18 protein-coding genes and 5 pseudogenes are annotated in these 23,895 nt (G+C 69.5%); 7 read left to right on the forward strand and 16 right to left on the reverse strand.

The features are described from left to right. Nucleotides 1-5 precede the first annotated feature (5 nt). A complete protein-coding gene (locus JN350_RS01215; protein ID WP_205463304.1) occupies nucleotides 6-1,016 on the reverse strand; it encodes a glycerophosphodiester phosphodiesterase family protein in 1,011 nt (336 codons plus the stop codon). Nucleotides 1,017-1,122: 106 nt separating this feature from the next. Here JN350_RS01215 and JN350_RS01220 point away from each other — a divergent pair, with 106 nt between their 5' ends. Then, the gene (locus tag JN350_RS01220) at nucleotides 1,123-2,037 is read left to right on the forward strand and encodes a DUF817 domain-containing protein (protein ID WP_461963438.1); all 915 of its coding nucleotides are present in this window, start codon (nucleotides 1,123-1,125) and stop codon (nucleotides 2,035-2,037) included. A 112-nt stretch (nucleotides 2,038-2,149) separates the two neighbouring features. Next, a pseudogene (locus tag JN350_RS01225) lies at nucleotides 2,150-3,012 on the forward strand (Bax inhibitor-1/YccA family protein). Nucleotides 3,013-3,315: 303 nt separating this feature from the next. Here the strand turns inward: JN350_RS01225 and guaA are convergent. Genes guaA through JN350_RS01250 form a run of 5 tightly spaced genes read right to left on the reverse strand, consistent with a single transcriptional unit; the run spans nucleotide 3,316 to nucleotide 8,120 of the window. Further along, complete coding sequence (gene guaA / locus JN350_RS01230) at nucleotides 3,316-4,896, reverse strand: glutamine-hydrolyzing GMP synthase (protein WP_205463305.1); 1,581 nt, start codon at nucleotides 4,894-4,896, stop codon at nucleotides 3,316-3,318. Further along, nucleotides 4,893-5,339 carry a DUF3817 domain-containing protein gene (locus tag JN350_RS01235; protein ID WP_111083416.1) on the reverse strand — a complete coding sequence of 149 codons (447 nt, stop codon included), beginning with the start codon at nucleotides 5,337-5,339 and terminating at the stop codon, nucleotides 4,893-4,895. Before JN350_RS01235 ends, guaA begins: the two co-directional genes overlap by 4 nt. Nucleotides 5,340-5,349: 10 nt before the next feature. After that, nucleotides 5,350-6,129 carry an SURF1 family cytochrome oxidase biogenesis protein gene (locus JN350_RS01240; protein ID WP_123671443.1) on the reverse strand — a complete coding sequence of 260 codons (780 nt, stop codon included), beginning with the start codon at nucleotides 6,127-6,129 and terminating at the stop codon, nucleotides 5,350-5,352. Between the two features lie 5 nt (nucleotides 6,130-6,134). After that, the gene (locus JN350_RS01245; RefSeq protein ID WP_205463306.1) at nucleotides 6,135-7,586 is read right to left on the reverse strand and encodes a cation:proton antiporter; all 1,452 of its coding nucleotides are present in this window, start codon (nucleotides 7,584-7,586) and stop codon (nucleotides 6,135-6,137) included. A 3-nt stretch (nucleotides 7,587-7,589) separates the two neighbouring features. Next, the gene (locus tag JN350_RS01250; RefSeq protein ID WP_071260110.1) at nucleotides 7,590-8,120 is read right to left on the reverse strand and encodes a cation:proton antiporter regulatory subunit; all 531 of its coding nucleotides are present in this window, start codon (nucleotides 8,118-8,120) and stop codon (nucleotides 7,590-7,592) included. A 75-nt stretch (nucleotides 8,121-8,195) separates the two neighbouring features. On the opposite strand from JN350_RS01250, the gene JN350_RS01255 reads away from it, so the two are divergent. Next, nucleotides 8,196-8,699 carry a hypothetical protein gene (locus JN350_RS01255; protein ID WP_205463307.1) on the forward strand — a complete coding sequence of 168 codons (504 nt, stop codon included), beginning with the start codon at nucleotides 8,196-8,198 and terminating at the stop codon, nucleotides 8,697-8,699. A gap of 127 nt (nucleotides 8,700-8,826) precedes the next feature. Here JN350_RS01255 and JN350_RS01260 read toward each other — a convergent pair. The 7 genes and pseudogenes from JN350_RS01260 to JN350_RS01290 all read right to left on the reverse strand — a co-directional run bounded on the left by JN350_RS01260 (nucleotide 8,827) and on the right by JN350_RS01290 (nucleotide 16,409). Then, nucleotides 8,827-10,711 (reverse strand): annotated as a pseudogene (locus JN350_RS01260) (glycerol-3-phosphate dehydrogenase/oxidase). Nucleotides 10,712-10,776: 65 nt separating this feature from the next. Further along, on the reverse strand, nucleotides 10,777-11,895 hold the full coding sequence (locus JN350_RS01265) for a GuaB3 family IMP dehydrogenase-related protein (RefSeq protein WP_123293181.1): 1,119 nt from the start codon (nucleotides 11,893-11,895) through the stop codon (nucleotides 10,777-10,779). An 87-nt stretch (nucleotides 11,896-11,982) separates the two neighbouring features. Then, nucleotides 11,983-12,174, reverse strand: coding sequence for a hypothetical protein (locus tag JN350_RS01270; protein WP_123936942.1), 192 nt, complete (start codon nucleotides 12,172-12,174; stop codon nucleotides 11,983-11,985). 216 nt (nucleotides 12,175-12,390) lie between these two features. Beyond that, nucleotides 12,391-13,208, reverse strand: a pseudogene (locus JN350_RS01275) (ABC transporter ATP-binding protein). After that, a complete protein-coding gene (locus JN350_RS01280; protein WP_205463308.1) occupies nucleotides 13,205-14,107 on the reverse strand; it encodes an ABC transporter ATP-binding protein in 903 nt (300 codons plus the stop codon). The pseudogene JN350_RS01275 and the gene JN350_RS01280 overlap by 4 nt, the downstream one beginning before the upstream one ends. After that, entirely contained in the window at nucleotides 14,100-15,086 is a 987-nt protein-coding gene (locus tag JN350_RS01285) for a branched-chain amino acid ABC transporter permease (protein WP_205463309.1), read from the reverse strand. Before JN350_RS01285 ends, JN350_RS01280 begins: the two co-directional genes overlap by 8 nt. 12 nt (nucleotides 15,087-15,098) lie before the next feature. After that, entirely contained in the window at nucleotides 15,099-16,409 is a 1,311-nt protein-coding gene (locus JN350_RS01290) for a branched-chain amino acid ABC transporter permease (RefSeq protein WP_205464328.1), read from the reverse strand. A gap of 326 nt (nucleotides 16,410-16,735) precedes the next feature. Here JN350_RS01290 and guaB point away from each other — a divergent pair. The 3 genes and pseudogenes from guaB to JN350_RS01305 all read left to right on the forward strand — a co-directional run bounded on the left by guaB (nucleotide 16,736) and on the right by JN350_RS01305 (nucleotide 20,217). Then, a pseudogene (gene guaB, locus JN350_RS01295) lies at nucleotides 16,736-18,236 on the forward strand (IMP dehydrogenase). Between the two features lie 74 nt (nucleotides 18,237-18,310). Beyond that, on the forward strand, nucleotides 18,311-18,694 hold the full coding sequence (locus JN350_RS01300) for a VOC family protein (RefSeq protein ID WP_205463310.1): 384 nt from the start codon (nucleotides 18,311-18,313) through the stop codon (nucleotides 18,692-18,694). A gap of 191 nt (nucleotides 18,695-18,885) precedes the next feature. Further along, nucleotides 18,886-20,217 carry an ABC transporter substrate-binding protein gene (locus JN350_RS01305; protein WP_205463311.1) on the forward strand — a complete coding sequence of 444 codons (1,332 nt, stop codon included), beginning with the start codon at nucleotides 18,886-18,888 and terminating at the stop codon, nucleotides 20,215-20,217. 106 nt (nucleotides 20,218-20,323) lie between these two features. Here JN350_RS01305 and rarD read toward each other — a convergent pair whose 3' ends face one another. Beyond that, a complete protein-coding gene (gene rarD, locus JN350_RS01310; RefSeq protein WP_205463312.1) occupies nucleotides 20,324-21,286 on the reverse strand; it encodes an EamA family transporter RarD in 963 nt (320 codons plus the stop codon). A gap of 154 nt (nucleotides 21,287-21,440) precedes the next feature. Beyond that, nucleotides 21,441-21,737: a co-chaperone GroES gene (gene groES, locus JN350_RS01315; RefSeq protein WP_110893972.1), complete on the reverse strand. Its 297-nt coding sequence runs from the start codon at nucleotides 21,735-21,737 to the stop codon at nucleotides 21,441-21,443. Nucleotides 21,738-21,897: 160 nt separating this feature from the next. On the opposite strand from groES, the pseudogene JN350_RS01320 reads away from it, so the two are divergent. Beyond that, nucleotides 21,898-23,089: pseudogene (locus JN350_RS01320) on the forward strand (class I SAM-dependent methyltransferase). On the opposite strand, the gene JN350_RS20000 reads toward JN350_RS01320, so the two are convergent. Then, nucleotides 23,082-23,846, reverse strand: a complete 765-nt coding sequence (locus JN350_RS20000) for a DUF4190 domain-containing protein (RefSeq protein WP_205463313.1) — start codon at nucleotides 23,844-23,846, stop codon at nucleotides 23,082-23,084. The pseudogene JN350_RS01320 and the gene JN350_RS20000 overlap by 8 nt on opposite strands. Between the last annotated feature and the right edge of the window lie 49 nt (nucleotides 23,847-23,895).

The raw sequence follows: 23,895 nt of genomic DNA on the forward strand, positions 1-23,895 counted from the left end.
ACAGTCTAAGCGGGACCCCCGACAGCCGACCGGGCGAGGACCGCCAGGTCGGTGTGGTCCGCGAACACCCCGTCGAGGCCGGTCCGGATCACCGAGGTGTACCAGCGCTCCCAGTCACCGAAGCCAGCGACGTCCCCACCGCGGCGCAGCGGCCCGGGCAGGAACCGGTTCTCCGGTCGGAGCGTCCACGTGTACACCGCGAGGCCCACGGCGTGCGCACGGTCGACGATCGCGCTCCGGACCGGCGTCGGGTCCTCGAGCGCGACGCTGTCCACCCCGGCCATCAGCGTGCCGAGGTCGACGCTGATGCCGTGGAACTCGGTCGCGAACGACGCGAGCGCGTCCTCGGAACGCTCCGCAGCGTAGGTGGGGGCGAGCGATCCGTGGGACGCGACCTCGTCGGCGGCACTGCCACGGGCCTCCTGGAGGTACACCAGCCGACCACCCGTGTGCCGCTCGCGCAGGTCGCGGAGCACGCCCTTCTCGAAGCTCTCGACCGTGAGCCGCTCGTCACGGCGCCACCCGGCGTCACCGAGCGTGCGGTCGACGAGTTCGCCCATCGGGAAGCCCGCGCGGTCGAAGAACGCCGCGTGCTTGACCTCGGCGACCAGCCCGACCGGACGAGGCGCGGCGTCGAGGATCGCGAGCAGGTCCTCCAGGCGCAGGATCGGCTCCTCGCCGTCGTGCTCGGCCGATCCGGGCCGCAGGGCGGGCAGACGTTCCCGGGTGCGGAGCGTCTGCAGCTCGGCCCAGGTGAAGTCCTCGGTGAACCAGCCGGTCAGGCTCTGGCCGTCGACGGTCTTCGTCGTGCGCAGGTGCCGGAACTCCGCGTGGTCCGCGACGTCGGTGGTGCCGGACACCTCGTTCTCGTGGCGGAGCACGAGCACGCCGTCCTTCGTGGGCACCAGGTCCGGCTCGATCGCGTCGGCACCGAGCTCGATCGCGAGTGCGTACGCGCTCCGCGAGTGCTCGGGGCGGTAGCCGGACGCACCACGGTGGGCGATCACGAGGGTCATGGCGCGACCCTACTGGGCCAGGGTGACGGCGGACCGTCCTGTGTCGCGGGACACACGCGCCCGGCCGGGCCCCGTGCATCTCAGCATCGGCGCTGACCATCGCTGCATGACCGTCCGATCGCTCTCCACCGCCGTCGAGGCCCGGATCGACCGCGCCGCCCGCCGACTGCTCGACGCCGGGCACCAACCGCGCCGGCCCGTCCGGCTGTTCGTCACCGAGTTCCTGGTGTTCGGCGCGAAGCAGGCGTGGGCGTGCGCGTTCGGGGCGTTGCTGCTCGGTTCGATGGCCGTGGCCTCGCTGACCGTGCCGGCGGCGTTCCGGAACGACGTGCTGACCGTCGTGGCGGTGCTGCTGCAGCTCGGCATGCTCGTCTTCGGGCTCGAGACCGTGCGGGAACTCCGGGTCGTGCTGCTCTTCCACGTCGTCGGCACCGCCATGGAGGTCTTCAAGACGCACATGGGTTCGTGGTCGTACGAACCCGGCGGGCTGCTCGTCATCGCCGGCGTCCCGCTGTTCTCCGGGTTCATGTACGGCGCGGTCGGGTCGTACATGGTCCGCGTGCACCGCCTGTTCGACCTGCGGTTCGACCGGTACCCGCGGCAGTGGCTGCTCGCCGTCGTCGCTGCCGGCGTGTACCTGAACTTCTTCGGGCAGCACTTCCTGCCCGACGCCCGCTGGGTCCTGCTCGCACTCATCGTGCTGCTCTTCGCCCGCACGACCATGCACGTCCGGATCCACCGAGCGACGATGCGCATGCCGGTGCTCGTCGCCATGGGACTCGTCGCCGTGTTCATCTGGTTCGCCGAGAACGTCGCGACCTGGGCCGGGGCCTGGAGCTACCCCGCGCAGCCTCGCCGTCTGGCACCCGGTGGCCCCGATGAAGATCGTCGCGTGGTTCCTGCTCATGACGATCTCGGTCGCGCTCGTCACCTGGCTCCACCCGGCGCTGCCGTCGGACTCGGCGCGCTCGACGGCGGACTCTCGACGTCTTCGAGGCGTGCGTGCAGCGGGCGCCCATAGGCTGCCGTCGTCAGGGCCTGCGGGCCCGCGTCCGCTCGCCGCGAATCCTCAGCCTTCCGCGACCGAGCGCACCTAGGCTGAGAGGACTCATATCTCCTAGGAAGAGGACACCATGGCCTTCAAGCCCGGTTTCGACCAGTCCCCCGCCTTCAACGCCCAGGGAGCCAACACCTGGGGTGGGCGCGGCGCTGGTCAGCAGCAGGCCGGCTGGGGACAGACCCCGCAGCAGGCACAGGGCGGGATGACCCCCGAGCAGCTGCAGTACATGTACGACCGCCCGGCGGCATCGACGGTCGACACCGACCGCATGTCGTACGAGGACACCATCGTCAAGACGCTGCTCGCCTTCGGCGTGCTCGTCGTCGGTGCAGTCGCCGGTTGGAACCTGCCCCCGATCGTCTGGATCATCGGCGCCGTCGTCGGGTTCGTCCTGGCGCTCGTGAACATGTTCAAGAAGAAGCCCTCACCGGGCCTCGTCCTGGCGTACTCGTTCGCCCAGGGCCTGTTCGTGGGTGGCATCTCCGGCGCGTACAACTCGATGTGGGGCGGCATCGTCACCCAGGCAGTGTTCGGGACGCTCGGTGTCTTCGCCGTGACGCTCGCGCTGTTCGCATCGGGGAAGGTCCGGGCCACACCGAAGGCCACGCGCTTCTTCCTCGTCGCGATGGTCGGGTACATGGTGTTCTCGCTCATCAACCTGGTCCTGATGTGGACCGGGGTGACGAACACCGCGTTCGGTGCCCTCGGGTACGAAGTCTTCGGCATCCCGCTCGGCGTGATCATCGGCATCCTCGTCGTGGTCATGGCGGCGTACTCGCTGATCCTCGACTTCGACCAGATCCAGACCGGTGTCCGTCGTGGAGCTCCCGCATCTACGCCTGGACCGCGGCGTTCGGCCTGATCATGACGATCGTCTGGCTGTACCTCGAGATCCTGCGCATCCTCGCCATCGTCGCGAGCAGCGCGCGCAACTAGTACCACCGCGTACACGAGGGCCCCGGCGCTGCCGGGGCCCTTCGTCGTTCCGGGCCGTTGGGCGACCACGCTCGCTCCGCCGCCCGGTCACAACATCCCGCCAGTCGCCCGGCGAGTGGTCACGAAGTGTCGCCCGGGCCGGGGCCAGCCGACAGTTCGTGACCGCTCGGCAACGGGCCGCGGGGTGTTGTGGCCACTCGACGGTCCCCGGCAGCGCACGCGCGCCCGGCCCCGGACGCACGCCCGGACGCGCGGAGGCCCGGCACGCAGGGCGTGCCGGGCCTCCGGTCGTTCAGGGGAGCGTCACTCCCACTCGATCGTCCCCGGCGGCTTCGACGTGACGTCGAGCACGACCCGGTTGACGTCGGGCACCTCGTTGGTGATGCGGTTCGAGATCTTCGCGAGCACGTCGTACGGCAGGCGCGTCCAGTCCGCGGTCATGGCGTCCTCGGACGAGACCGGACGGAGCACGATCGGGTGCCCGTACGTGCGGCCGTCACCCTGGACCCCCACGGAGCGGACATCGGCGAGCAGGACGACCGGGCACTGCCAGATCTCCCCGTCGAGGCCCGCTGCGGAGAGTTCCTCGCGCGCGATCTTGTCGGCGGCGCGGAGCAGCTCGAGTCGCTGCTTGTCGACCGAACCCACGATGCGGATGCCGAGCCCCGGTCCGGGGAACGGCTGGCGGCCGACGATGACCTCGGGCAGACCGAGCTCGCGACCGACGGCACGGACCTCGTCCTTGAAGAGCGCACGGAGCGGCTCGACGAGCTCGAAGGTCATGTCCTCGGGCAGGCCGCCCACGTTGTGGTGCGACTTGATGTTCGCGGTCCCCGCTCCGCCGCCGGACTCGACGACGTCGGGGTAGAGGGTGCCCTGCACGAGGAACTTGACCTCGCCGTCGTCACCGTCCCCGCGCGCCTCGAGCACGAGCGCCTCGGCCGCAGCCTCGAACGTGCGGATGAACTCGCGGCCGATGATCTTGCGCTTCTGCTCGGGGTCGCTCACGCCGGCGAGGGCGTCGAGGAACTGCTGCTCGGCATCGATCGTGATGAGCCGGACACCGGTGGAGGCGACGTAGTCCTCTTCCACCTGCTTGCGCTCGTCGGCGCGGAGGAGCCCGTGGTCGACGAAGACGCAGGTGAGCTGGTCACCGACGGCCTTGTGCACGATGGCTGCGGCGACGGCGGAGTCGACACCGCCGGACAGGCCGGCGATCACACGGTTCGACCCGACCTGGGCCTGGATCCGGGCGACCTGCTCGTCGATGACGTTGCTCGAGTTCCAGTCACCGGGCAGACCGGCGGCGCGGTGCAGGAAGTTCTCGAGGACGGCCTGGCCGTGCTCGGAGTGCTTCACCTCGGGGTGCCACTGCACGCCGTAGAGCTTGCGCTCGTCGGACGCGAAGGCCGCGACGGGGGTCGACGCGCTCGACGCGAGGACCTCGAAGCCCTCGGGGGCCTTCGCTACGGAGTCGCCGTGCGACATCCACGTGACCTGGGACCCGGGCTGCCCGCCGAGCAGGACGCTGTCGGTCCCGCTGACGTCGACGGACGTCGCGCCGTACTCACGCAGGCCGGTGTTCGCGACCTCGCCACCGAGGGCGGTCGCCATGGCCTGGAAGCCGTAGCAGATGCCGAGCACGGGGACGCCGAGGTCGAGGATGTCGCCGTCGAGGGACGGTGCACCTGCTTCGTACACGGACGACGGACCACCGGACAGCACGATGGCTGCGGGGTCCTTCGCGCGGATCTCCTCCGCCGTGATGGAGTGCGGGACGATCTCGCTGTAGACGTTCGCTTCACGGACCCGGCGCGCGATGAGCTGCGCGTACTGGGCCCCGAAGTCGACGACGAGGACGGGACGCTGTTCGGTCTCGCTCACCGAGCGGCCTCCTTCTCACGCTGCTGGGCAGCGATCAGCTCGTGGTAGGTGTCCATGGCCTTCTGCTGCATGCGGTGTTCGACCACGAAGGACATGAACGGGATGATGCCACCGAGGGCGATGAGCAGGAAGCGGGAGGGCTTCCAGCGCATGATGCTCCACAGACGGAAGTCCGTGAAGAGGTAGAGGACGTACAGCCAGCCGTGCGCGATGAGGATCGCGATCGACAGGTTGAACGTGCCGGGTGCTTCACCGGCCGTGCCGTTCGGCACGAAGAACGGGCCGTTGCCGAGCTGCATCTCGAGCTGGAGCGGCGTGTACTTGATGATGACCTCGATCACGAGGGCCAGCAGCAGCACACCGGTGATGTACGCGGAGACGCGGTACCACTTCACCGCACCCGGGATCTTCGGGATGTCGCGGGTTCGGACGGTCAAGGCCATGACGACCAGCCTACCGTCGGTCCGCGAGGGCCCCGTCGACGCTGAGGGCAGCCTCACGCCGCTCCTCTTCCTCGCGCTCCCAGGCGTCCTTCACGAACCGGTACCAGAGGAACACCGCGAAGCCGGCGAAGACGACCCACTCGATCGCGTAGAACAGGTTCAGCCAGTCGAACTGGACCTCGCGCGACGGCGCCCGGTCGGCGATGGTGCCGAGGTCGGCGGCCTGCGCGGTGGCACCGTCGGCGACGACGTACCCGAGGTACATCCGGTCGTCGAACGCCTTCCACGTGTTCACGAAGCGCGCGGGTGCGACGGCGGAGTACTCCGCCTGCTTGTAGGTGTCCTGGTCGGGCGACTCGGCGGGGTAGTACCGGCCCTGCACCGTGAGCGTCTGCCCGTCCGTCAGGCGGTCACCACCGGCGACGGCGGCCGACCGCTGGTCGGACCACCCGATGACGACCGGGAGGCTCGCCCCACCATCCGAGTCCACCAGGTGACCCACGGTCTGGTACGTCCCACCCCCGGTGCGGCCGGTCAGGATCGTGGTGTCGCCGGCGACGAAGGTGCCGGTGACGGTGACCTTCTGGCCGGCGATGGTCTCGCTCGCGGGCTCTTCCGGCGCGGTGACCGCCTCGAGCGTCTTGCGGGTCTCGGTGGTCGCCGGCAGCGGCTTGCCGTTGGCGATGCTCCGCTCCAGCTGCCACTTGCCCAGCCCGGCGAACACCGCCGCGAGCACGAGCGCCAGCAACAGCAGCGCGATCCACCTCGGTCGTCGGGCAACGGCCCACATCTGTATCAGTACTCCGGATCGCGCTGTCGGACCGGACGCTCAGGGCGCTCGGTGGGGATCTCGACGGGCGACGTGACGGGTTCGTCGGTCGCCTCCGGTGACCCATTCTCCTGCTCGTCCCTGCCAGCGGCCTCCACGAGCGCGAACTCCTCCGCGAACTGGCGGTCCCGTTCGGCACGTCGGACGGCTGCGGCAGACGCTGCCTCGGCTTCCTCGGCCTCTGCCGCCTCGGCGGCGGCAGCCGCGGCGACCGCTCGACGGCCCCCGAGTCGCCCGCGCAGGCGTGCGAGGCGGGCGGGACGCACCACGAGGCGGCCGATCCGCTCCGAGTTCACCGCGAGCAACGGCCCGAGGACCGCCATGACGAGGACGTAGAGGCCCGCGAACGCGGTGATCCGTGATTCCAGTCCGGCGGCAGCCGAGAGCGTTGCGAGGATCAGCGCGAACTCGCCACGGTTCACCAGGATGACGGCGGTGTTGATCCCCTGCTGGACGTTGAAGCCGTTCATGCGCGCGACGATCTGCCCGGCGACCGCGTTGAGCACGACCGTCATGCCGATCGCACCGAGGACCGGCCAGAGCACCTCGCCGAAGGTCGACAGGTCGAGACCGAGGCCGAAGTTCACGAAGAAGAACGCGGCGAAGACGTCGCGCATCGGCAGTGCGAGCTGCTCGATGCGGTCGCGGTACCGGGTGGCGCCGCAGAGCAGACCGATGACGAACGCGCCGATGGCGTCGGTGACGCCGAGCAGGTCGCCGATGCCACCGAACATCACGGCGAGCCCGAAGAACAGCACCGTGAACAGTTCGTCGTCACGCGTCGCGAAGATCTTCGAGACCCACTTGCCGGCGAACCGGGCGAGCGTGAACATCACGATGAGGAAGCCGAACGCGAGCGCGAGCTTGCCGACGACGGCCCAAGCGTTGGTGTCGCCGGACAGCACGACCGAGACGATCGCCAGGTAGATGGCGATGAAGACGTCCTCGATGACCGTGACGCCCAGGATCATCGGAGTCTCGTCGTTCGCGAGTCGTCGCAGCTCGATGAGGAGCTTCGTGACGATCGCGCTCGACGAGGTGGCCGTCATGCCGGCGATGATCAGGGCTTCCCGGGTGCCCCAGCCGAGCGAGAACCCGAACGCGAACCCGACGCCCATGTTGATGACGACGTAGGTGCCGCCCGACACGAGGAGTTTGCCGGCGTTGCCGTAGAACTCCTCTTGGTCGAACTCCAACCCGAGGTTGAACAGCAGCAGGATGAGCCCGAACGTCGCGATGAGCTCGATCGTGTGCGACTCGACGTTGAGCCCGATCCACGGGGTGTGCGGACTCGCGATGAGCCCGACGATCATGTAGATCGGGATCGCCGGCAGACCGATGGTCTTGCCGAGCCGCCCGAGCACGTAGGCGATGACGAACAGCACACCGATGGTGAGCAGTTCACCGCCCAGGTGCATGCGCTAGCTCTTCCGCGGGGCCTCGGCCGATGCGGCCGCAAGCTCTCCGCTGCGGTAGAAGGAGAAGGCCTTGGCGACCTTCTCGGGGGAACCGGCGACGACGATGGTGTCACCGGGGAAGACGACGAAGTCCGGCGAGGGTGCCGGGTTCGCGCTGTCGCCACGGACGACCGCCACGACGGTCAGACCGATGAAGCCGGAGTCGTGCAGGTCGCCCAGCGGCTTGCCGGCGATCGCGTCGTCGTAGTCGACCGAGAACCAGTCGATGGACAGCCCGGGGATCTCGTCGAGCTTGTCGAGGCCCTCGGTGATCCGGGTGCCGCCCAGGAGTTCGGCGAGGGTGTGCGCCTCGTCCTCGCTGAGGCGCAGCGAGACCTTCTCGGACTTGTCCGCGCCGTCGGAGACGTCGGCGAACGAGATGAGGTCGGAGTGACCCGACCGGTGCGTGATGACACCGCACTTGCCACCGTCGTCGGTGTAGAAGCTGTGCAGCACGCCGACTCCGGGGAGTTTGACGCGATGGACGTCGACCATGATGGCTCCCTTTTCGAGTACGTCCATGCTAACCACCGCACGGCCCAGCGCATTCCGGCCGCTACTGTTCCGTGGATGGGGAACACTCGGATCGTCGTCGGGGTCGTCGGGACGCTGGTCGTCACGCTGTACGCGGGGTTGCTGGCGCTCAACGCGCTCGTACTCGATCCGCTCGGCGCGGTGCCCGGGCAGTCGCTCGCGCAGATCCACGCCGAGCTCACCCGCCAGGGCTTCTCGGTGCGGACCGACACGGTGATCGTGGTCGTGGTCGCCGCGGTCGGTGTCCTGCTCGCCGGCGGGCTCTCCGTGCTGCTGCTGATCACCCGCGCCACCGCACACGTGATGGCGGCCGTGCTGCTCGCCGTCGTGGCGTTCGGTGCTCCGGCGTCGTTCTGGAGCGGGTTCGCACTCGGCATGGACGTCGCGGACGGCTTCGGGATCGGCGGCGGGGACCACACCATCTGGGCCGGTGTGCTGTACGTCACGAGTCTCGTCGCGCTGATCGCGGTGCCGGTCGTGCTCGTCGTCGGCCAGGCGGTGCACGTGCGCCGCGCCGCCCTGCGGGCGCGCGCCGCCTGACGGACGCGCCACGGGCCTCCCGTCCGGTGTTCCCCGTCTGGGCCCACGCCGCCGGTTCCGGGGCGACGCGCCAGCGGCGTCACGGCCGTGCCGGTGGGGAGAGGCCTGTGGCCGCGTCCGCGGGTCGCTACTCCGGCTCGCTCGTCTTCTCCCCCACCACCTGCTCGTCGGACGCCTTCGCGCCCTCGGCGCCGCTGCTGCGGCCGCCGCCCACGACGACGTCGTCCTCGTCGAAGCCGAACGCGATGTCCGGCGCCTCGAGCCGCACGCGGTCGGCGCTCTCGTCGTCGGGCTGCAGCTGCGACTCGCGTTCCGCTGCCACACGCTTCAGGTAGTTCGACACCTCGTGCTCGGTGGTCTCCTGGTCCCAGCCGAGCACGTCGGCCATGAGCTTCGCGGCGACCGGGGCCGCCGACTCACCGCGGTCCCAGGCCTCGATCGAGATGCGGGTGCGGCGGGCGAGGACGTCCTCCAGGTGCAGGGCTCCCTCGTGCGAGGCGGCGTACACGACCTCGGCACCGATGTAGTCGTCGGCTCCCGGCAGCGGCTCGGCCAGGGCGGGGTCCTGCTCGACGAGCTGCAGCACCTCGGTGGCCAGGGTGCCGTAGCGGTTCAGCAGGTGCTCGATGCGGACCTTGTGCACGTTGAAGCTGCGGGCGGTCCGTGCGCGACGGTTCCACGCGGCCGGGTAGCCCTCGGCCCCGAGCAGGGGGATGTCCTCGGTCGTGGACGCCGGGATCTTGCCGTCCATCGCGGCGACCGCCTCGTCGATGGCGTCCTTGCCCATCACCCGGTAGGTCGTCCACTTGCCGCCGGCGACCACGACGAGTCCGGGCACCGTGTGCGCCACGACGTGCTCGCGGCTGAGCTTCGAGGTCTGGTCGGACTCCCCGCCAGCAGGGGACGGAGGCCGGCGTAGACGCCCTCGACGTCCTCTCGGGTGAGCGGGACGCGCAGCACCTTGTTGACGTGCTCGAGGATGTAGTCGATGTCGGCCGCGGTCGCCGCCGGGTGCGCCTTGTCGAGGTACCAGTCGGTGTCGGTCGTGCCGACCAGCCAGTGCCGGCCCCACGGGATCACGAACAGCACGCTCTTCTCGGTGCGCAGGATCATGCCCATGTTCGACTGGAACCGGTCGCGCGGGATGACCAGGTGCACGCCCTTCGACGCCCGCACCTTGAACTGCCCGCGGGTGCCGATCATCGCCTGGGTGTCGTCCGTCCAGACGCCCGTGGCGTTCACGACCTGCTTCGCGCGGATCTCGAACCGCTCACCGGTCTGGATGTCGTGGGCCTGCGCGCCGACCACGCGCTCCCCACCTTGATGAAGCCCTCGATCCGGATCCGGCTCGCGGCGTGGGCCCCGTAGGACACCGCCGTGCGGACGAGCGAGGCCACGTAGCGGGCGTCGTCGACCTGGGCGTCGTAGTAGGTCATGCCACCGACGAAGGCGTCCTTCTTGAGCGACGGCATCGAGCGGAGCACCTGCGTGCGGCTGAGGTGCCGGTGGTGCGGGACCCCGGGCGGACGACCGCCGGACCAACTGAAGGCGTCGTACATCGCCATGCCGATGCCGATGTAGAACCGCTCCCACACGCGGTGGTTGAGCGGGTACAGGAAGCGCACCGGCTTCACCAGGTGCGGGGCGATCCGCTGCAGCAGCAGGCCACGTTCGATGAGGGCCTCGCGCACGAGCCCGAAGTTCAACTGCTCCAGGTAGCGGATGCCGCCGTGCACGAGCTTCGACGAACGGCTCGACGTGCCGGAACCCCAGTCACGGGCCTCGACGATGCCGACGGTCAGGCCGCGGGTGACGGCGTCGAGGGCACTGCCCGCACCGACGATGCCGCCGCCCACGACCAGGACGTCGAGCTCCTTCGTCTTGAGGGTCTCGATCGCCGCCGCGCGTTCGTCGGGGCCGAGCTTGGCCGCGGGGTCGAACCCCGCCCCCGGCACGACGTCGCCAGGACGTCCGGCCGAACTGGTCTGCTTCGTGGTGCTGGACTTCGCCATCGTCGCCTCCGGGTCACGGTCGGCGCCGAAGCGTCACCCGCGTCGGTGCGCGGGTGCCACCGTGGTCACTGGTGGTACGGCGCCACGACCACTTCTACTCGCTGGAACTCCTTGACGTCGGAGTACCCGGTCGTCGCCATCGAGCGGCGCAGCGCACCGACCAGGTTGGCGCGGCCGTCGAACGTCGGGGTCGGGCCGTTCAGCACGTTCTCGAGCGGGGCGATCGTGCCCACCTCGACCCGGCGGCCACGGGGCAGCTCCGGGTGGTGCGCCTCGGCACCCCAGTGGAAGCCGCCACCCGGTGCCTCGGTGGCACGGGCGAGCGCGGTGCCGAGCATGACGGCGTCCGCACCGACCGCGATCGCCTTGACGACGTCGCCGGCGGTGTCGAGACCGCCGTCGGCGATGACGTGCACGTAGCGGCCACCCGACTCGTCGAGGTAGTCACGACGCGCACCCGCGACGTCGGCGACCGCGGTGGCCATCGGCGCGTGGATGCCCAGCGCGGCACGCGTGGTGGACGCAGCACCGCCACCGAAGCCGACGAGGACACCGGCGGCTCCCGTGCGCATGAGGTGCAGCGCCGATGTGTAGGTCGAGGCACCGCCCACGATCACCGGGACGTCGAGCTCGTAGATGAACTTCTTGAGGTTGAGGGGCTCTTCGTTCTGCGACACGTGCTCGGCCGAGACCGTCGTGCCGCGGATGACGAACAGGTCGACACCGGCGTCGACGACCGTCTTCGAGAACTCCTGCGTGCGCTGCGGGCTGAGCGAGCCGGCGACCGGCACCCCGGCGGCGCGGATCTCGGCCAGGCGGGCGGTGATCAGCTCCGGCTTGATCGGCTCGGAGTAGATCTCCTGCATGCGCTTCGTGACGTTGCCGTCGGTGAGCGACTTGATCTCGTCGTAGTAGGGCGTCGGGTCCTCGTAGCGGGTCCACAGCCCCTCGAGGTCGAGGACGCCCAGGATCCCGAGCTTGCCCATCTGGATGACCGTGGCCGGCGAGGACACGGAGTCCATCGGCGCGGAGAGGATCGGCGACGCGAAGGTGAACGCGTCGATCGACCACTGCACGCTGACGTCGCGCGGGTCACGCGTCCGCCTGGAGGGGACCACCGCGATGTCGTCGAACGCGTACGCCCGACGTCCGCGCTTGCCTGCACCGATCTCGACTTCACTCACCCGGCAAGCCTACCGGGCAGGTCCGGGGCGTGCACGGACCGGACGGTGCGGACCAGGGCAGGGGCCGCGGGGCGGCGGGGCGCGCGGTCAGCGCGGACGCCGCGGGGTCCGGCGTCGCTTGCGGAGCACCCGCAGCACGAAGCCGAGCAGGAGCGCGAGCACCACGAGGACGACCAGGAGCGCAGCCGCCACCTTCACGAGCAGCGCCGCACCGACGAACAGCGCGATGAAGACCACCCACACCAGGGCGTCCATCGCGCCCGCCGACAGTCTCTGCACCTGCGGAACGATACCGACCCGGCGGACGCGGGGCGGGCCTCCCGTCCGGTCCGGACCGGCCACGCACCGTCGCGAGCCGACGGGGCCCCACGCACCGTCGCGAGCCGACCGGGCCCCACGTGCAGGAGCGGGGCCGTGCGGCGCGAAGCGACCACGCACGGCCCCACCCGTCGCGGATACCACCCCCACAGCGGTACCCGCAGTCGACACAGGGCGCTAGCGCCCCGCGTCGACGTCCTTTGCGAGCGTCCCGAGGTACAGCTCGATGACCTTCGGGTCGTCCGCGAGTTCCTTCCCCGTGCCCGAGTACGCGTTCCTCCCCTGGTCGAGCACGTACCCACGATCGCAGATCTGCAGACAGCGTCGCGCGTTCTGCTCCACCATCACGATCGACACACCGGCCTTGTTGATCCGGCGGGTCCGCAGGAACGTCTCGTCCTGGCGCACCGGGGACAGCCCGGCACTCGGCTCGTCGAGCAGCAGCACCTTCGGGTCCATCATCAGCGCACGTGCCATGGCGACCGACTGCCGCTCGCCGCCGGACAGGGATCCCGCCCGCTGGCCGCGGCGCTGCGCGAGCACCGGGAACAGGTCGTAGATGACCTCGAGGCGCTCGGCGAACTTGCGGGGCCGCAGGTACAGCCCCATCTGCAGGTTCTCCTCGATGGACAGCGACGGGAACACGTTGTTCGTCTGCGGGACGAAGCCGACGCCGGCCTGGACGAGCTTGTTCGCCTTGAGGTTCGTGATGTCCTCCCCTGCAGGGTGACCGAGCCCTCGCGGATCGACACGAGACCGAACAGGGCCTTGAGCAGCGTGGACTTGCCCGCGCCGTTCGGCCCGATGATCCCGATCAGCTCGCCGGGGTAGCAGTCCAGGTCGCAGCCGTTCAGGATGTTCACGCCCGGCAGGTAGCCGGCGACGAGGTTCTTCGCGCTCAGTACCGGCTCGCGTTCCAGCGTGGCGGTGCTCGCTTTCGGCGCTTCCGGACTGGAGGCGCTGCTCGCGTTCGTGGGGTCGACTGCGTCCGTCATCGGGTCTTCTCCTCTGCTGCTGCGTCCGCCGCGTCTTCTTCCGCGACTTCCTCCGCCAGTTCCTCGAAGGTCTCCTCGGTGAGGAGCGAGTCGTCACCCAGGTCGGTGTCGTGGTGCGCACCCAGGTACGCGTCGATGACCGCCTGGTCGTCCATCACGGTGTCGGCAGGGCCCTCGGCGACGACCTTGCCCTCGGCCATCACGACCACCCAGTCCGAGATGTGCCGGACCATGTGCATGTCGTGCTCGACGAACAGCACGGTCATGCCGTCGTCGCGCAGGGACTGGATGTGCCCGAGCAGCGACTGCGTCAGCGCGGGGTTCACGCCCGCCATCGGCTCGTCGAGCATGATCATCGTCGGGTCGGACATCAGCGCCCTGGCCATCTCGAGGAGCTTCCGCTGGCCGCCGGACAGCGAACCGGCGTAGTCGTCCGCCTTGTCGTCGAGCTTGAAGCGGGCGAGGAGGTCCTCGGCCTTCGCGGTGATCTCCCGCTCGCGCTTCGCCCACACCGGCTTGACGAGCGCGGCGAAGAAGTTCTCGCCGGGCTGGTCGCGGGCGCCGAGCAGCATGTTCTGCATCACGGTGAGCCGCGACAGCGCCTTCGTCAGCTGGAAGGTGCGGACCATGCCGCGGTTGGCGATGTGGGTCGCGCTGGTCTTCTGCAGCGTGGCGCCGTTGAACTGCGTCCTGGCGCCGGGGCTGGGCTTGTCGAAGCCGGTCAGCAGGTTGAAGAAGGTCGTCTTGCCGGCGCCGTTCGGGCCGATCAGGGCCGTGATGGAGCCGCGCTGGACCTCGAGGTGGTCGACGTCCACGGCGGTCATGCCGCCGAAGTGCCGGGTGACGCCGTCGACCGTGAGGATCGGGTCGGCCTTCGTGTAGCCGTAGGTCTCAGACACTGAACGTCAGCTCCTTCTTGTTGCCGAGCAGGCCCTGTGGTCGGAACACGATCAGGAGCATGAGCGCGACGCCGACGAGCACGTACGAGAACTGCTCGGCCTGCTGGGCGTTCATGATCGAGTCGGGGATGAAGTCGCCGGCCAGGGTGCGGATGAAGAGCCGGACGACGAAGAACAGCACCGCACCGAGCACCGGACCGAACACCGTCGCGGCACCACCGAGGATGAGCGCCGTCCAGATGAAGAAGGTCATCGAGCGGCCCATGGCGTCCGGTTGCACCGAACTCGGCAGCACGTAGATGATCCCGGCGATCGCACCGAGCGCACCACCGAACACGAGCGCCTGCATCTTGTACGAGTAGACGTTCTTGCCGAGGGAGCGGACGGCGTCCTCGTCCTCGCGGATCGCCTTCAGGACACGGCCCCAGGGGCTGCGCATGAGCAGGAAGAGCACGAGGGTGAACAACGCGACGAGGGCCCAGGCGGCGATGCGGATCCACCAGCCGTTGACGCCGTTGTTCGCGTAGGTGAACCAGAGGATGGTCGTGGTGCCGTCCGGCAGCGGGCTCAGCGCGGTGAACGGGTCGCGGTAGCTCGACCCGGTGATGCCGTTGGAGCCGCCCGTCGTCTCGGTCAGCAGGCTGGAGCGGCCGACCATGCGGATGATCTCGGCGCCGGAGATCGTCACGATCGCCAGGTAGTCGCCGCGGAGCCGCAACGTCGGGACGCCGAGGATGATCGCGAACACGATGGCGACGAGCAGGGCGATGAGCACGGCCATCACGAACGGCAGCCCGTTCGTGATCGAGATCGCGAAGCCGTAGGCGCCGAGCAGCAGGAACGCCGCCTGACCCATGTTCACGAGCCCGGTCAGGCCGAAGTGCACGTTCAGTCCGATGGCCGCCAGGGCGAACGCCGCCGTGGTCGGGGCGAGGGCCTCCTGGGTGAGCGAGGACAGCAGGTTGAGGATGTAGTCCATGCGCGTGCTCCCTTAGCCGATCCGCTCGGCGCGGCCGAAGATGCCCTGCGGCCGGAACAGCAGGATGAGGATGAGGATGACGAGGGCGGTGGCGTACTTGAAGTCACCGGGGAGCACGAGGTTCGTGAGCTCGACGACGACGCCGATGATCATCGACCCCACCAGCGCGCCGTAGGCCGTCCCGAGACCGCCCAGGGTCACCGAGGCGAACATGAGCAGGAGCAGCTGCAGGCCGGTCTGCCAGTTCACGCCGTTCAGCACCAGGCCGAGCATCACGCCGGACAGGCCGGCGAGACCGGCGGCGAGCGTCCACACGAACCGGATGACGCGGTCGACGTCGATGCCCGACGCCGCGGCGAGCGCCGGGTTGTCCGACACCGCGCGGGTGGCCCGGCCGAAGCGGGTCTTCGCCAGGAACAGGCCGGTGGCGATCAGGACGACCAGCGCGATGCCCATCGCCACGTAGGACTGCACCGTGAGCGTGACCCCGGCGAACCGGACGGTCTCGGGGTTGCCCTGCTGGATCCGGACGGTCGCGGCGCCGAAGAAGTACTGGAACGCGTACTGGGCGGCGATCGACAGACCGATCGTCACGATCATGAGCTGCGTGAGGCTGATCCGCTTGCGCCGCAGTGGCCGCCAGATCCCGGCGTCCTGCAGGTACCCGGTCGCCGCACACAGCAGCGTGACGACGATGCCGGTCACCCAGATGTTCCAACCGAGCTGGTTCGCGAACACGTAGGCCAGCAGCCCGCCGAGGGTGACCTGCTCGCCGTGCGAGAAGCTCGACAGCCCCGTCGTGCCGTAGATGAGCGAGAGCCCGATCGACGCCAGCGCGATGAGCAGGCCGAGGCGGATCCCCGAGGCGAACTGCTGCCAGGCCCGCTGCGGGCTGACGCTCGACGAGTCCGTCGTGGTCGTGGCACCCTTCTGGTCGGACAGCTGGAAGATCTGTCCGACGTTGGCGTTCAGGGTCGCCTGGACCTTGCGCTCCGCATCCGCCGCGTTCGTCAGGTACTGGCCCTTCGGCAGGGTGTCCTGGTCGACACTGACGGTGTACTCGCCGGCCTCGTCGACGCTGACCGACCAGCGGCCGTCGGCGTTCGTGGTGGCGGTCTCGGCGAAGCCGCCGGGCCCGGCGACGTCGACGTCGACGTCGACGGCCGGTTCCCGCTCGGAGTCGGTGATCGTGCCCTGGATGCACCCGTTCGTCGGGCTGACGGTGCAGGCCTGGCTGGTCGCCGGTGCCGACGTGGCGCTGAAGGCCGGCAGGGTGACCGCCCAGTCGATCAGGAAGGTCGCCAGGAACGCGGCGACGAGCACGGCCGCCAGGACCGGTCGTCGCCGGGCCTGGCGGAGGCGGAACAGGCGCGGCTGCGCCCGTCCCGGAGGAGTGATGGATCCCACGGAAGAGCCTCTCGTTCGGATGTCGAGTGACGTTATGGGGATTGTGTGACACCCGTGTTTCCAACTCGTTCCCGCTGTGAGTCGTCGCGCAACCGTGACCTGTGTGGAGGAGAGCCGCAATCCGTTCTCCCAGGCGGAACGCGGAATAGCGGGACGGCCCACGCGCGTTACCATGTCCTATCCGGAACCCGCCGTTGCGTTCTCGGTGTCTCGACCACTTCACTCGCCCACGAAGGGGACCCATGGACCAGCCGGATCCGTTCGGATTCATCGGACTCACGTACGACGACGTCATGCTCCTGCCGGGGCACACCGACGTCATCCCGAGCGAGGCGTCCACGGCGTCCCGGCTCACCAGGCGGATCTCCGTCAACGTCCCGCTGCTCTCCGCGGCGATGGACACCGTCACCGAAGCCCGCATGGCCATCGCCATGGCGCGGCAGGGCGGCATCGGGATCCTCCACCGCAACCTCTCCATCGAGGACCAGGCCGCCTACGTCGACAAGGTCAAGCGCTCCGAGTCGGGCATGATCACCAACCCGGTGACCACCACCCCGGACGCCACCGTGGCCGAGGTCGACGCGATCTGCGGACAGTTCCGCGTCTCCGGCCTGCCCGTGGTCGAAGCGGACGGCACCCTCGTCGGCATCATCACCAACCGCGACATGCGGTTCGTGGCGACCTTCGAGCAGTCGACCACCTTCGTGCGCGACGTCATGACCAAGGCGCCGCTGATCACCGCGATGGAGGGCATCGACCCCGAAGAGGCCATCGCGATCTTCGCGCAGCACAAGATCGAGAAGCTCCCGCTGGTTGACGCCGAGGGCAAGCTCCGCGGCCTCATCACCGTCAAGGACTTCGATAAGAGCGAGCAGTACCCGGACGCCACCAAGGACGACGAGGGCCGACTGCGCGTCGGTGCCGCGATCGGCTTCTTCGGCGACGCCTGGCAGCGTGCCGAGGCCCTGCGTGACGCGGGCGTCGACGTGCTCGTGGTCGACACCGCCAACGGCGAGAGCGAAGGCGTGCTCGACATGGTGCGCCGCCTCAAGGCCGACCCGTCCTTCGCGGACATCGACGTCATCGGCGGCAACGTCGCGACGCGTGCCGGCGCGCAGGCGCTCATCGACGCCGGTGTCGACGCCGTCAAGGTGGGCGTCGGACCCGGCTCGATCTGCACCACCCGCGTCGTCGCCGGCGTCGGTGTCCCGCAGGTCACCGCGGTGTACGAAGCCTCCTCGCTGCGCGCGAGGCCGGCGTGCCGATCATCGCCGACGGTGGCCTGCAGTACTCGGGCGACATCGCCAAGGCCCTGGTGGCCGGCGCCGACACCGTCATGCTCGGTTCGCTGCTGGCCGGCACCGACGAGTCCCCGGCGACCTGGTCTTCGTGGGCGGCAAGCAGTTCAAGGCGTACCGCGGGATGGGCTCCCTGGGTGCACTGCAGACCCGCGGCAAGAAGACCTCGTACTCGAAGGACCGCTACTTCCAGGCCGACGTCCCGAACGACGACAAGCTGATCCCCGAGGGCATCGAGGGCCAGGTGCCCTACCGCGGCTCGGTCGGCAACGTCGTGTACCAGCTCACCGGTGGGCTCCGGCAGTCGATGTTCTACGTCGGCGGCCGCACGATCCCGGAGCTCAAGGCCCGCGGCAAGTTCGTCCGCATCACGGCCGCCGGGCTCAAGGAGTCGCACCCGCACGACGTCCAGATGGTCGTCGAGGCGCCGAACTACCGCAGCTGAGCCGACTGCACCCCGAACGCCCCGCTCCCCACCGGAGCGGGGCGTTCGTCGTCTGCCGGCAGTAGTGTCGCGGCATGGTCAGCGCCGTCTCCCACACCACGATCGACTGCCGTGACGCCTTCGCCCTGTCGGAGTGGTGGAAGCAGGTCCTCGGCTACGTCGACATCGCCGACGACCCGAACGCCCCCGGGCACGAGGAGTGCATGATCACGGCACCCGACGGCTCGCACCAGGTGCTGTTCATCCAGGTCCCCGAGGCGAAGTCCGTGAAGAACCGGATCCACTTCGACCTGCGTCCCACCGACCGCACGCGCGATGCCGAGGTCGAGCGACTGCGAGGCATCGGTGCGACCGAACTCGCGGACCTCCGCCACGACGACGGCGGGTGGGTCGTGTTCGCCGATCCGGAGGGCAACGAGTTCTGCGTGCTGCGTTCCGTGGCTGAACTCGACGGCTGACGCGCGGGCTGCCCGGATCGCCGATCCCTGATCCTCCGCACAGAAACGATCACGGCTCGGTAACGAAACACTTTCCGTACCGCCCCGTCACACGGGCGAAACACCAGGACCCTACGTTTCTCGACATCCAGTGGAGGCGCCGCGTTCGACCCGAAGCGGCACGGCCTCCGCGCAGAGAAAGGGCTCCACGGATGATCAGAACCACCCGTGCCACCACGGCACTGGCGTTGGCAGGCGCAGTAGCCGTCCTCCTCGCCGCGTGTTCCACCACCAGCAGCGGCGACTCGCCTTCCAGCTCGGCGTCGAGCGGTGCGAAGAAGGACCCCGCCGCCAGTTGCAAGGCCCCCGACACCCCCACCACCGACGCGCTGAAGATCGGCACGATCCTGCCGCTCACCGGCTCGCTCGCGTACCTGAACCCGCCGGCCGAGTCCGGCGTCGGCCTCGCGGTGAAGGACATCAACGCCGCGGGCGGCGTCCTCGACAAGGACGTCACCATCGACCCGGCGACGGACTCGGGCGACAGCAACGACATGACCGTGTCGAGCTCGGCCGCGACGAAGCTCGTGAACGCGAAGGTCCCGGTCGCGATCGGCGCCGAGTCCTCGTCGGTCACGCTCAACGTCATCGACCAGCTCACCAGCAACTGCATCGTCGAGATCTCGCCCGCGAACACCGCGAGCGACCTGTCCGGCTACTCGTCGTACTACTACCGGACCGCTCCGCCGGACTCGGTGCAGGGTTCGGCACTCGGTCAGCTCGTGACCGGTGACGGCAACGCCAAGGTCGCGTTCCTCGTCTTCAACGACACCTACGGCACGGGCCTCCGCAACTCGGTGCAGTCCGCGGTCGAGGCCTCCGGTGGCCAGGTCGTCTACGGCGGCAAGGGCGAGGGCCAGGAGTTCCCGCCCGGTCAGACCACGTTCTCGTCCGAGGTGACGGCTGCACTCGCAGCCAAGCCGGACGCGATCGTCGTCCTGGCCTTCGACGAGACGAAGTCGATCATCCCGGAGCTCGTCTCGCAGGGGAACACGGCGAAGATCTACATGTCCGACGGCAACACGGCGGACTACTCGAAGGACTTCGACAAGGGCACCCTGACCGGCGCCCAGGGCACCATCCCCGGTGCCTCGCCGAAGGACGACTTCAAGAAGCAGCTGTCCGACTTCTACAAGGAGTCGTCGAACAAGACGCTCGCCGACTACTCGTACGCGGCGGAGTCCTACGACGCCACCGTCCTCGCCGCCCTCGCTGCCGTGAAGGGCAAGGGCACCGACTCGGGCACGATCCAGGCCAACATGGCCGCGGTCTCCGGAGCAGACGGCGGCACCGAGTGCGCCACGTTCAAGGAGTGCGTCGCGCTGCTCGACGACGGCAAGGACATCCACTACACCGGCCCGTCGGGCATCGGTCCGTTCGACGACAACAACGACCCGTCGAGCGCCTACATCGGCATCTACAAGTTCGACGGCGACAACAAGCCCGTCTACCAGAGCGCGATCCAGGGCGCGGTCAAGAAGTAGGGCACCGGCTCCACCTCACGAAAGCGACAGTTCCCTGCGGATGATCCGCAGGGAACTGTCGCTTTTGCGTGTGGGACGGGCGGACGGGAGGCCCGGGGTGCGTCCGTCAGGCCGGCTCGACCGGAGCAGGTGCGAGCGCTCGGCGACGGGACGCACGCGCGGCGGCGAACGAGTCCGCCGTCAGCACCACGAGCGCCAACCACACGATCCCGAAGCCGAACCAGCGCGCGGGCGGCATCGCCTCGTGCTGCACCACCACACCGACGAGCAGCTGCATCACGGGCGCGAGGTACTGCGTCAGGCCGAGGGTCGACAGGCTCACCCGACGCGCCGACGAGGCGAACAGCAGGAGCGGGACCGCCGTCGCCGGGCCGGTGAGCACCGTCACCAGGACGTGCGCCCAGCCTTCGCTCGTGAACGTCACACCGCCGCCGAGCCCCGTCGCGCCGAGCACGACCAGCGCCACGACCGCGATCGGCAGCAGCCACACGGTCTCGATCGTCAGACCGCTCAGCGCGTCGACGGTGCCGCCGACCCGCTTCTTCACCAGGCCGTACAGGCCGAACGAGCAGGCGAGCACGAGCGAGATCCACGGCACCTGGCCGTAGCCGACGGCGATCACGACGACCGCCACGACGCTGATGCCGACCGCGGCCCACTGCGCCGGCCGCAGGCGTTCGCGGAGCACCACGACGCCGAGCGCGATGGTGACCAGGGGGTTGATGAAGTACCCGAGCGCGGCCTCGACGGTGTGCCCGGTCGTGGTCGCCAGGACGTACACGGTCCAGTTCACCAGGATGAGGACGGCGGCCAGACCCATCACGGCCATCACCCGCCGCTGCGCCATCAGGGTGCGGGTGCGGAGCCACGAGCGGGTGACGGCGATCGCGACCGCGCAGAACACCAGCCCGAAGACGATGCGCCAGGCGACGATCTCGAACGCGCCGGCGGGGGCCATCGCCGCGAAGAGCAGGGGCATGAGGCCCCAGAGCCCGTACGCGATGATCGCCTGCACCACGCCGACGGATGCCTCGCTGCGGACGGGTCGCGCGGGACTCGGTTCACTCACGGAACCATCCTAGGAACGACCGCCGACGGGCCGGGCGTGCCACGGGCCTCCCGGTCGGAGCGCGTGCACGCGACGGACCCGCCGGAAGCCCGCAGACGCACGAACGCCCCGCCGGCCGACAGGCCGAACGGGGCGTTCGTGTGGAGTACTGGACTCAGTTGACGACGACCGCGAGGACGTCGCGGGCCGACAGGACCAGCAGGTCCTCGCCCGAGTACTTGACCTCGGTTCCGCCGTACTTGGAGTAGATGACCTTGTCACCCACGGCGACGTCGAGCGGGACGCGGTTGCCGTTGTCGTCGATGCGACCGGGGCCCACGGCGACGACCTCGCCCTCCTGGGGCTTCTCCTTCGCGGTGTCGGGGATGACCAGACCGGATGCGGTGGTCTGCTCTGCCTCGACCTGGCGGATGACGATGCGATCCTCGAGCGGCTTGATGCTGACGGCCACGGTGACCTCTTCTTTCTCGGTACGGACTCGGTACAGATGAAAACCGGGTTGGCACTACGCACAGGAGAGTGCCAACGCCAACTCTAGGGGGCCATTGGCACTCGGTCAATCCGAGTGCCAGCACATCAGGGGAACATCCAGCACCTGGGAGGATCGGGACATGGAAGCCGCCGAACTCGCCGCTCTGCTGACCCCTGACGGGATGGCCCTGCTCGACCGTACTCCCGGCGTCTCGGACGGCGGCGAGATCGTCCGGGTGGTGTCGCGGCTGCGAGCCGAGGGGCACGACCCGCAGCTCGTCGCGGCGGTCCTGACCCAGGCCAAGCTCCGGCTCAGGGCCCGTGGCAAGTTCGGCGACTTCGCCGCGCGCATGCTCTTCACCGAGGCCGGGCTCGAGCAGGCCACGCGCCTGCAGGTCGCCGCGCAGCACGCCGGACGCTTCGCCGCGGCCGGACTCACCCGCGTCGCCGACCTCGGGTGCGGGATCGGCGGCGACGCGATGGCGATGGCCGCGCTCGACCTCGACGTCACGGCGGTCGACCGCGACGAGGTCACCGCTGCGGTCGCCACGCACAACCTGGCGGTGTGGCCGAACGCCCGGGTCGAACTGGGCGACGCGGCCTCGTTCGACGTCGCACGCGTCGACGGCATCTGGATGGACCCCGCACGTCGGACCTCCGGCCACTCGGACACCCGTCGCCTCGCCGACCCGGACGACTGGTCGCCATCGTTGGACACCGTGTTCGCCACCGCGACGATCACCCCGACCGGGGTGGAAGCTCGGGCCGGGCATCGACCGCGACCTGATCCCGGACACCGCCGAGGCGCAGTGGACGTCCGTCGACCGCGAGGTCGTCGAGCTCGCGCTGTGGTTCGGGACCCTCGCCCGGCCGGGGATCCGCCGTGCCGCCACGGTGATCGGTGCACACGGCATCGCCGAGATGACCGGCCCGGCAGATTCGGAGGACGCCGAGGTGGGGCCGCTCGGGGCCTACCTGTACGAGCCGGACGGCGCAGTCATCCGCGCACGGCTCATCGGCGACCTGGCCCGCACCCTGGACGGCCACATGCTCTCCGACGGGATCGCGTACGTGACCTCGGACCGTGCCGTGTCGACGCCCTTCGCCCAGGGCTTCCGGGTGCTCGACACCATGCCGCTCGACGTGAAGCGACTGTCAGCGCGACTCGCCGCCGACGGCATCGGCACCGTCGAGATCAAGAAGCGCGGCGTCGACGTCGACCCGGCGCAGTTCCGCAAGCGGCTGCGGCTGCGCGGGACCGGTCGTGTGACCCTCGTGCTCACCCGGCTGGAGGGCCGGCACACCGCGGTCCTGTGCGAGCGGCTCAGCTGAGGAACGCGCCGGTGCCCGAGTCGTAGCCGTAGTCGGAGTAGCCGCTCTGACCGACCGCCGCGAGGAAGATGATGAAGGCGATCCAGATCAGCCAGACGCCGGTCATCACCCACCCGGCGATGATGCCGGTCAGGGCGAGCCCTCGGCCAGCCTCACCGTTCTGCTTGATCTTGCCGAGTGCGACGTGGCCGAGGATGGCGCCGGCGGGACCGAGCAGGATCGCGATGAACCACATCGGGACGGCGGCGAGACCGAACACGATCGACAGGATCGCCAGCGTGTTCGTCTTCGGACGCTGCGCGTAGGGCTGGTACCCCGTCGCGCCGTATGCACCCGCGGGCGCGTACGGCTGCTGCTGCGGCTGCGCGTAGGGGTTCTGGCCGCCCTGCTGCTGCGCGTACGGGTTCTGCTGGCCGTACGGGTTCTGAGCGGCGCCGTACGGGTCCTGTGGCGCCTGTGGTGCCGAGTACGGGTTCTGCGGCTGCTGCGGAGCCGCGTACGGGTTGGACTGCTGCGGCTGGCCGTACGGGTTGGACTGCTGCGGCTGGCCGTAGGGGTTCGGCTGCTGCGGTGCGGCGTACGGGTTCGACGGCTGCTGCTGCCCGTACGGGTTCTGCGGTTGCTCGGGAGCCGACGGGGCCTGGGGTGCGTCGGGGGCCTGCGGCGCGTCCGGAGCGGACGTCCCCTCGGGCTGCCCGCCGGTCGTGCCGCCCGGCGTCGTCTCGCCCGGCTTCGGCCACTCGTTCTGATCGGACACCGTCCACCCCTCTCGGCGCCCGGTCTCTCCGACGCCATGTGAATCCTCC

Origin of the sequence: Curtobacterium sp. 24E2 (assembly GCF_016925595.1) — a bacterium.
Taxonomy (GTDB): Bacteria; Actinomycetota; Actinomycetes; order Actinomycetales; family Microbacteriaceae; genus Curtobacterium.

Excerpts from the sequence above, each read along its gene's own strand:
- JN350_RS01285 (WP_205463309.1), bottom strand. The coding sequence starts at position 15,086 with ATGGACTACATCCTCAACCTGCTGTCCTCGCTCACCCAGGAGGCCCTC.
- JN350_RS01300 (WP_205463310.1), top strand. The coding sequence starts at position 18,311 with ATGGTCAGCGCCGTCTCCCACACCACGATCGACTGCCGTGACGCCTTC.
- JN350_RS01215 (WP_205463304.1), bottom strand. The coding sequence starts at position 1,016 with ATGACCCTCGTGATCGCCCACCGTGGTGCGTCCGGCTACCGCCCCGAG.
- JN350_RS01255 (WP_205463307.1), top strand. The coding sequence starts at position 8,196 with ATGGGGAACACTCGGATCGTCGTCGGGGTCGTCGGGACGCTGGTCGTC.
- JN350_RS01245 (WP_205463306.1), bottom strand. The coding sequence starts at position 7,586 with ATGCACCTGGGCGGTGAACTGCTCACCATCGGTGTGCTGTTCGTCATC.
- JN350_RS01250 (WP_071260110.1), bottom strand. The coding sequence starts at position 8,120 with ATGGTCGACGTCCATCGCGTCAAACTCCCCGGAGTCGGCGTGCTGCAC.
- JN350_RS01305 (WP_205463311.1), top strand. The coding sequence starts at position 18,886 with ATGATCAGAACCACCCGTGCCACCACGGCACTGGCGTTGGCAGGCGCA.
- JN350_RS01220 (WP_461963438.1), top strand. The coding sequence starts at position 1,123 with ATGACCGTCCGATCGCTCTCCACCGCCGTCGAGGCCCGGATCGACCGC.
- JN350_RS01235 (WP_111083416.1), bottom strand. The coding sequence starts at position 5,339 with ATGGCCTTGACCGTCCGAACCCGCGACATCCCGAAGATCCCGGGTGCG.
- JN350_RS01240 (WP_123671443.1), bottom strand. The coding sequence starts at position 6,129 with ATGTGGGCCGTTGCCCGACGACCGAGGTGGATCGCGCTGCTGTTGCTG.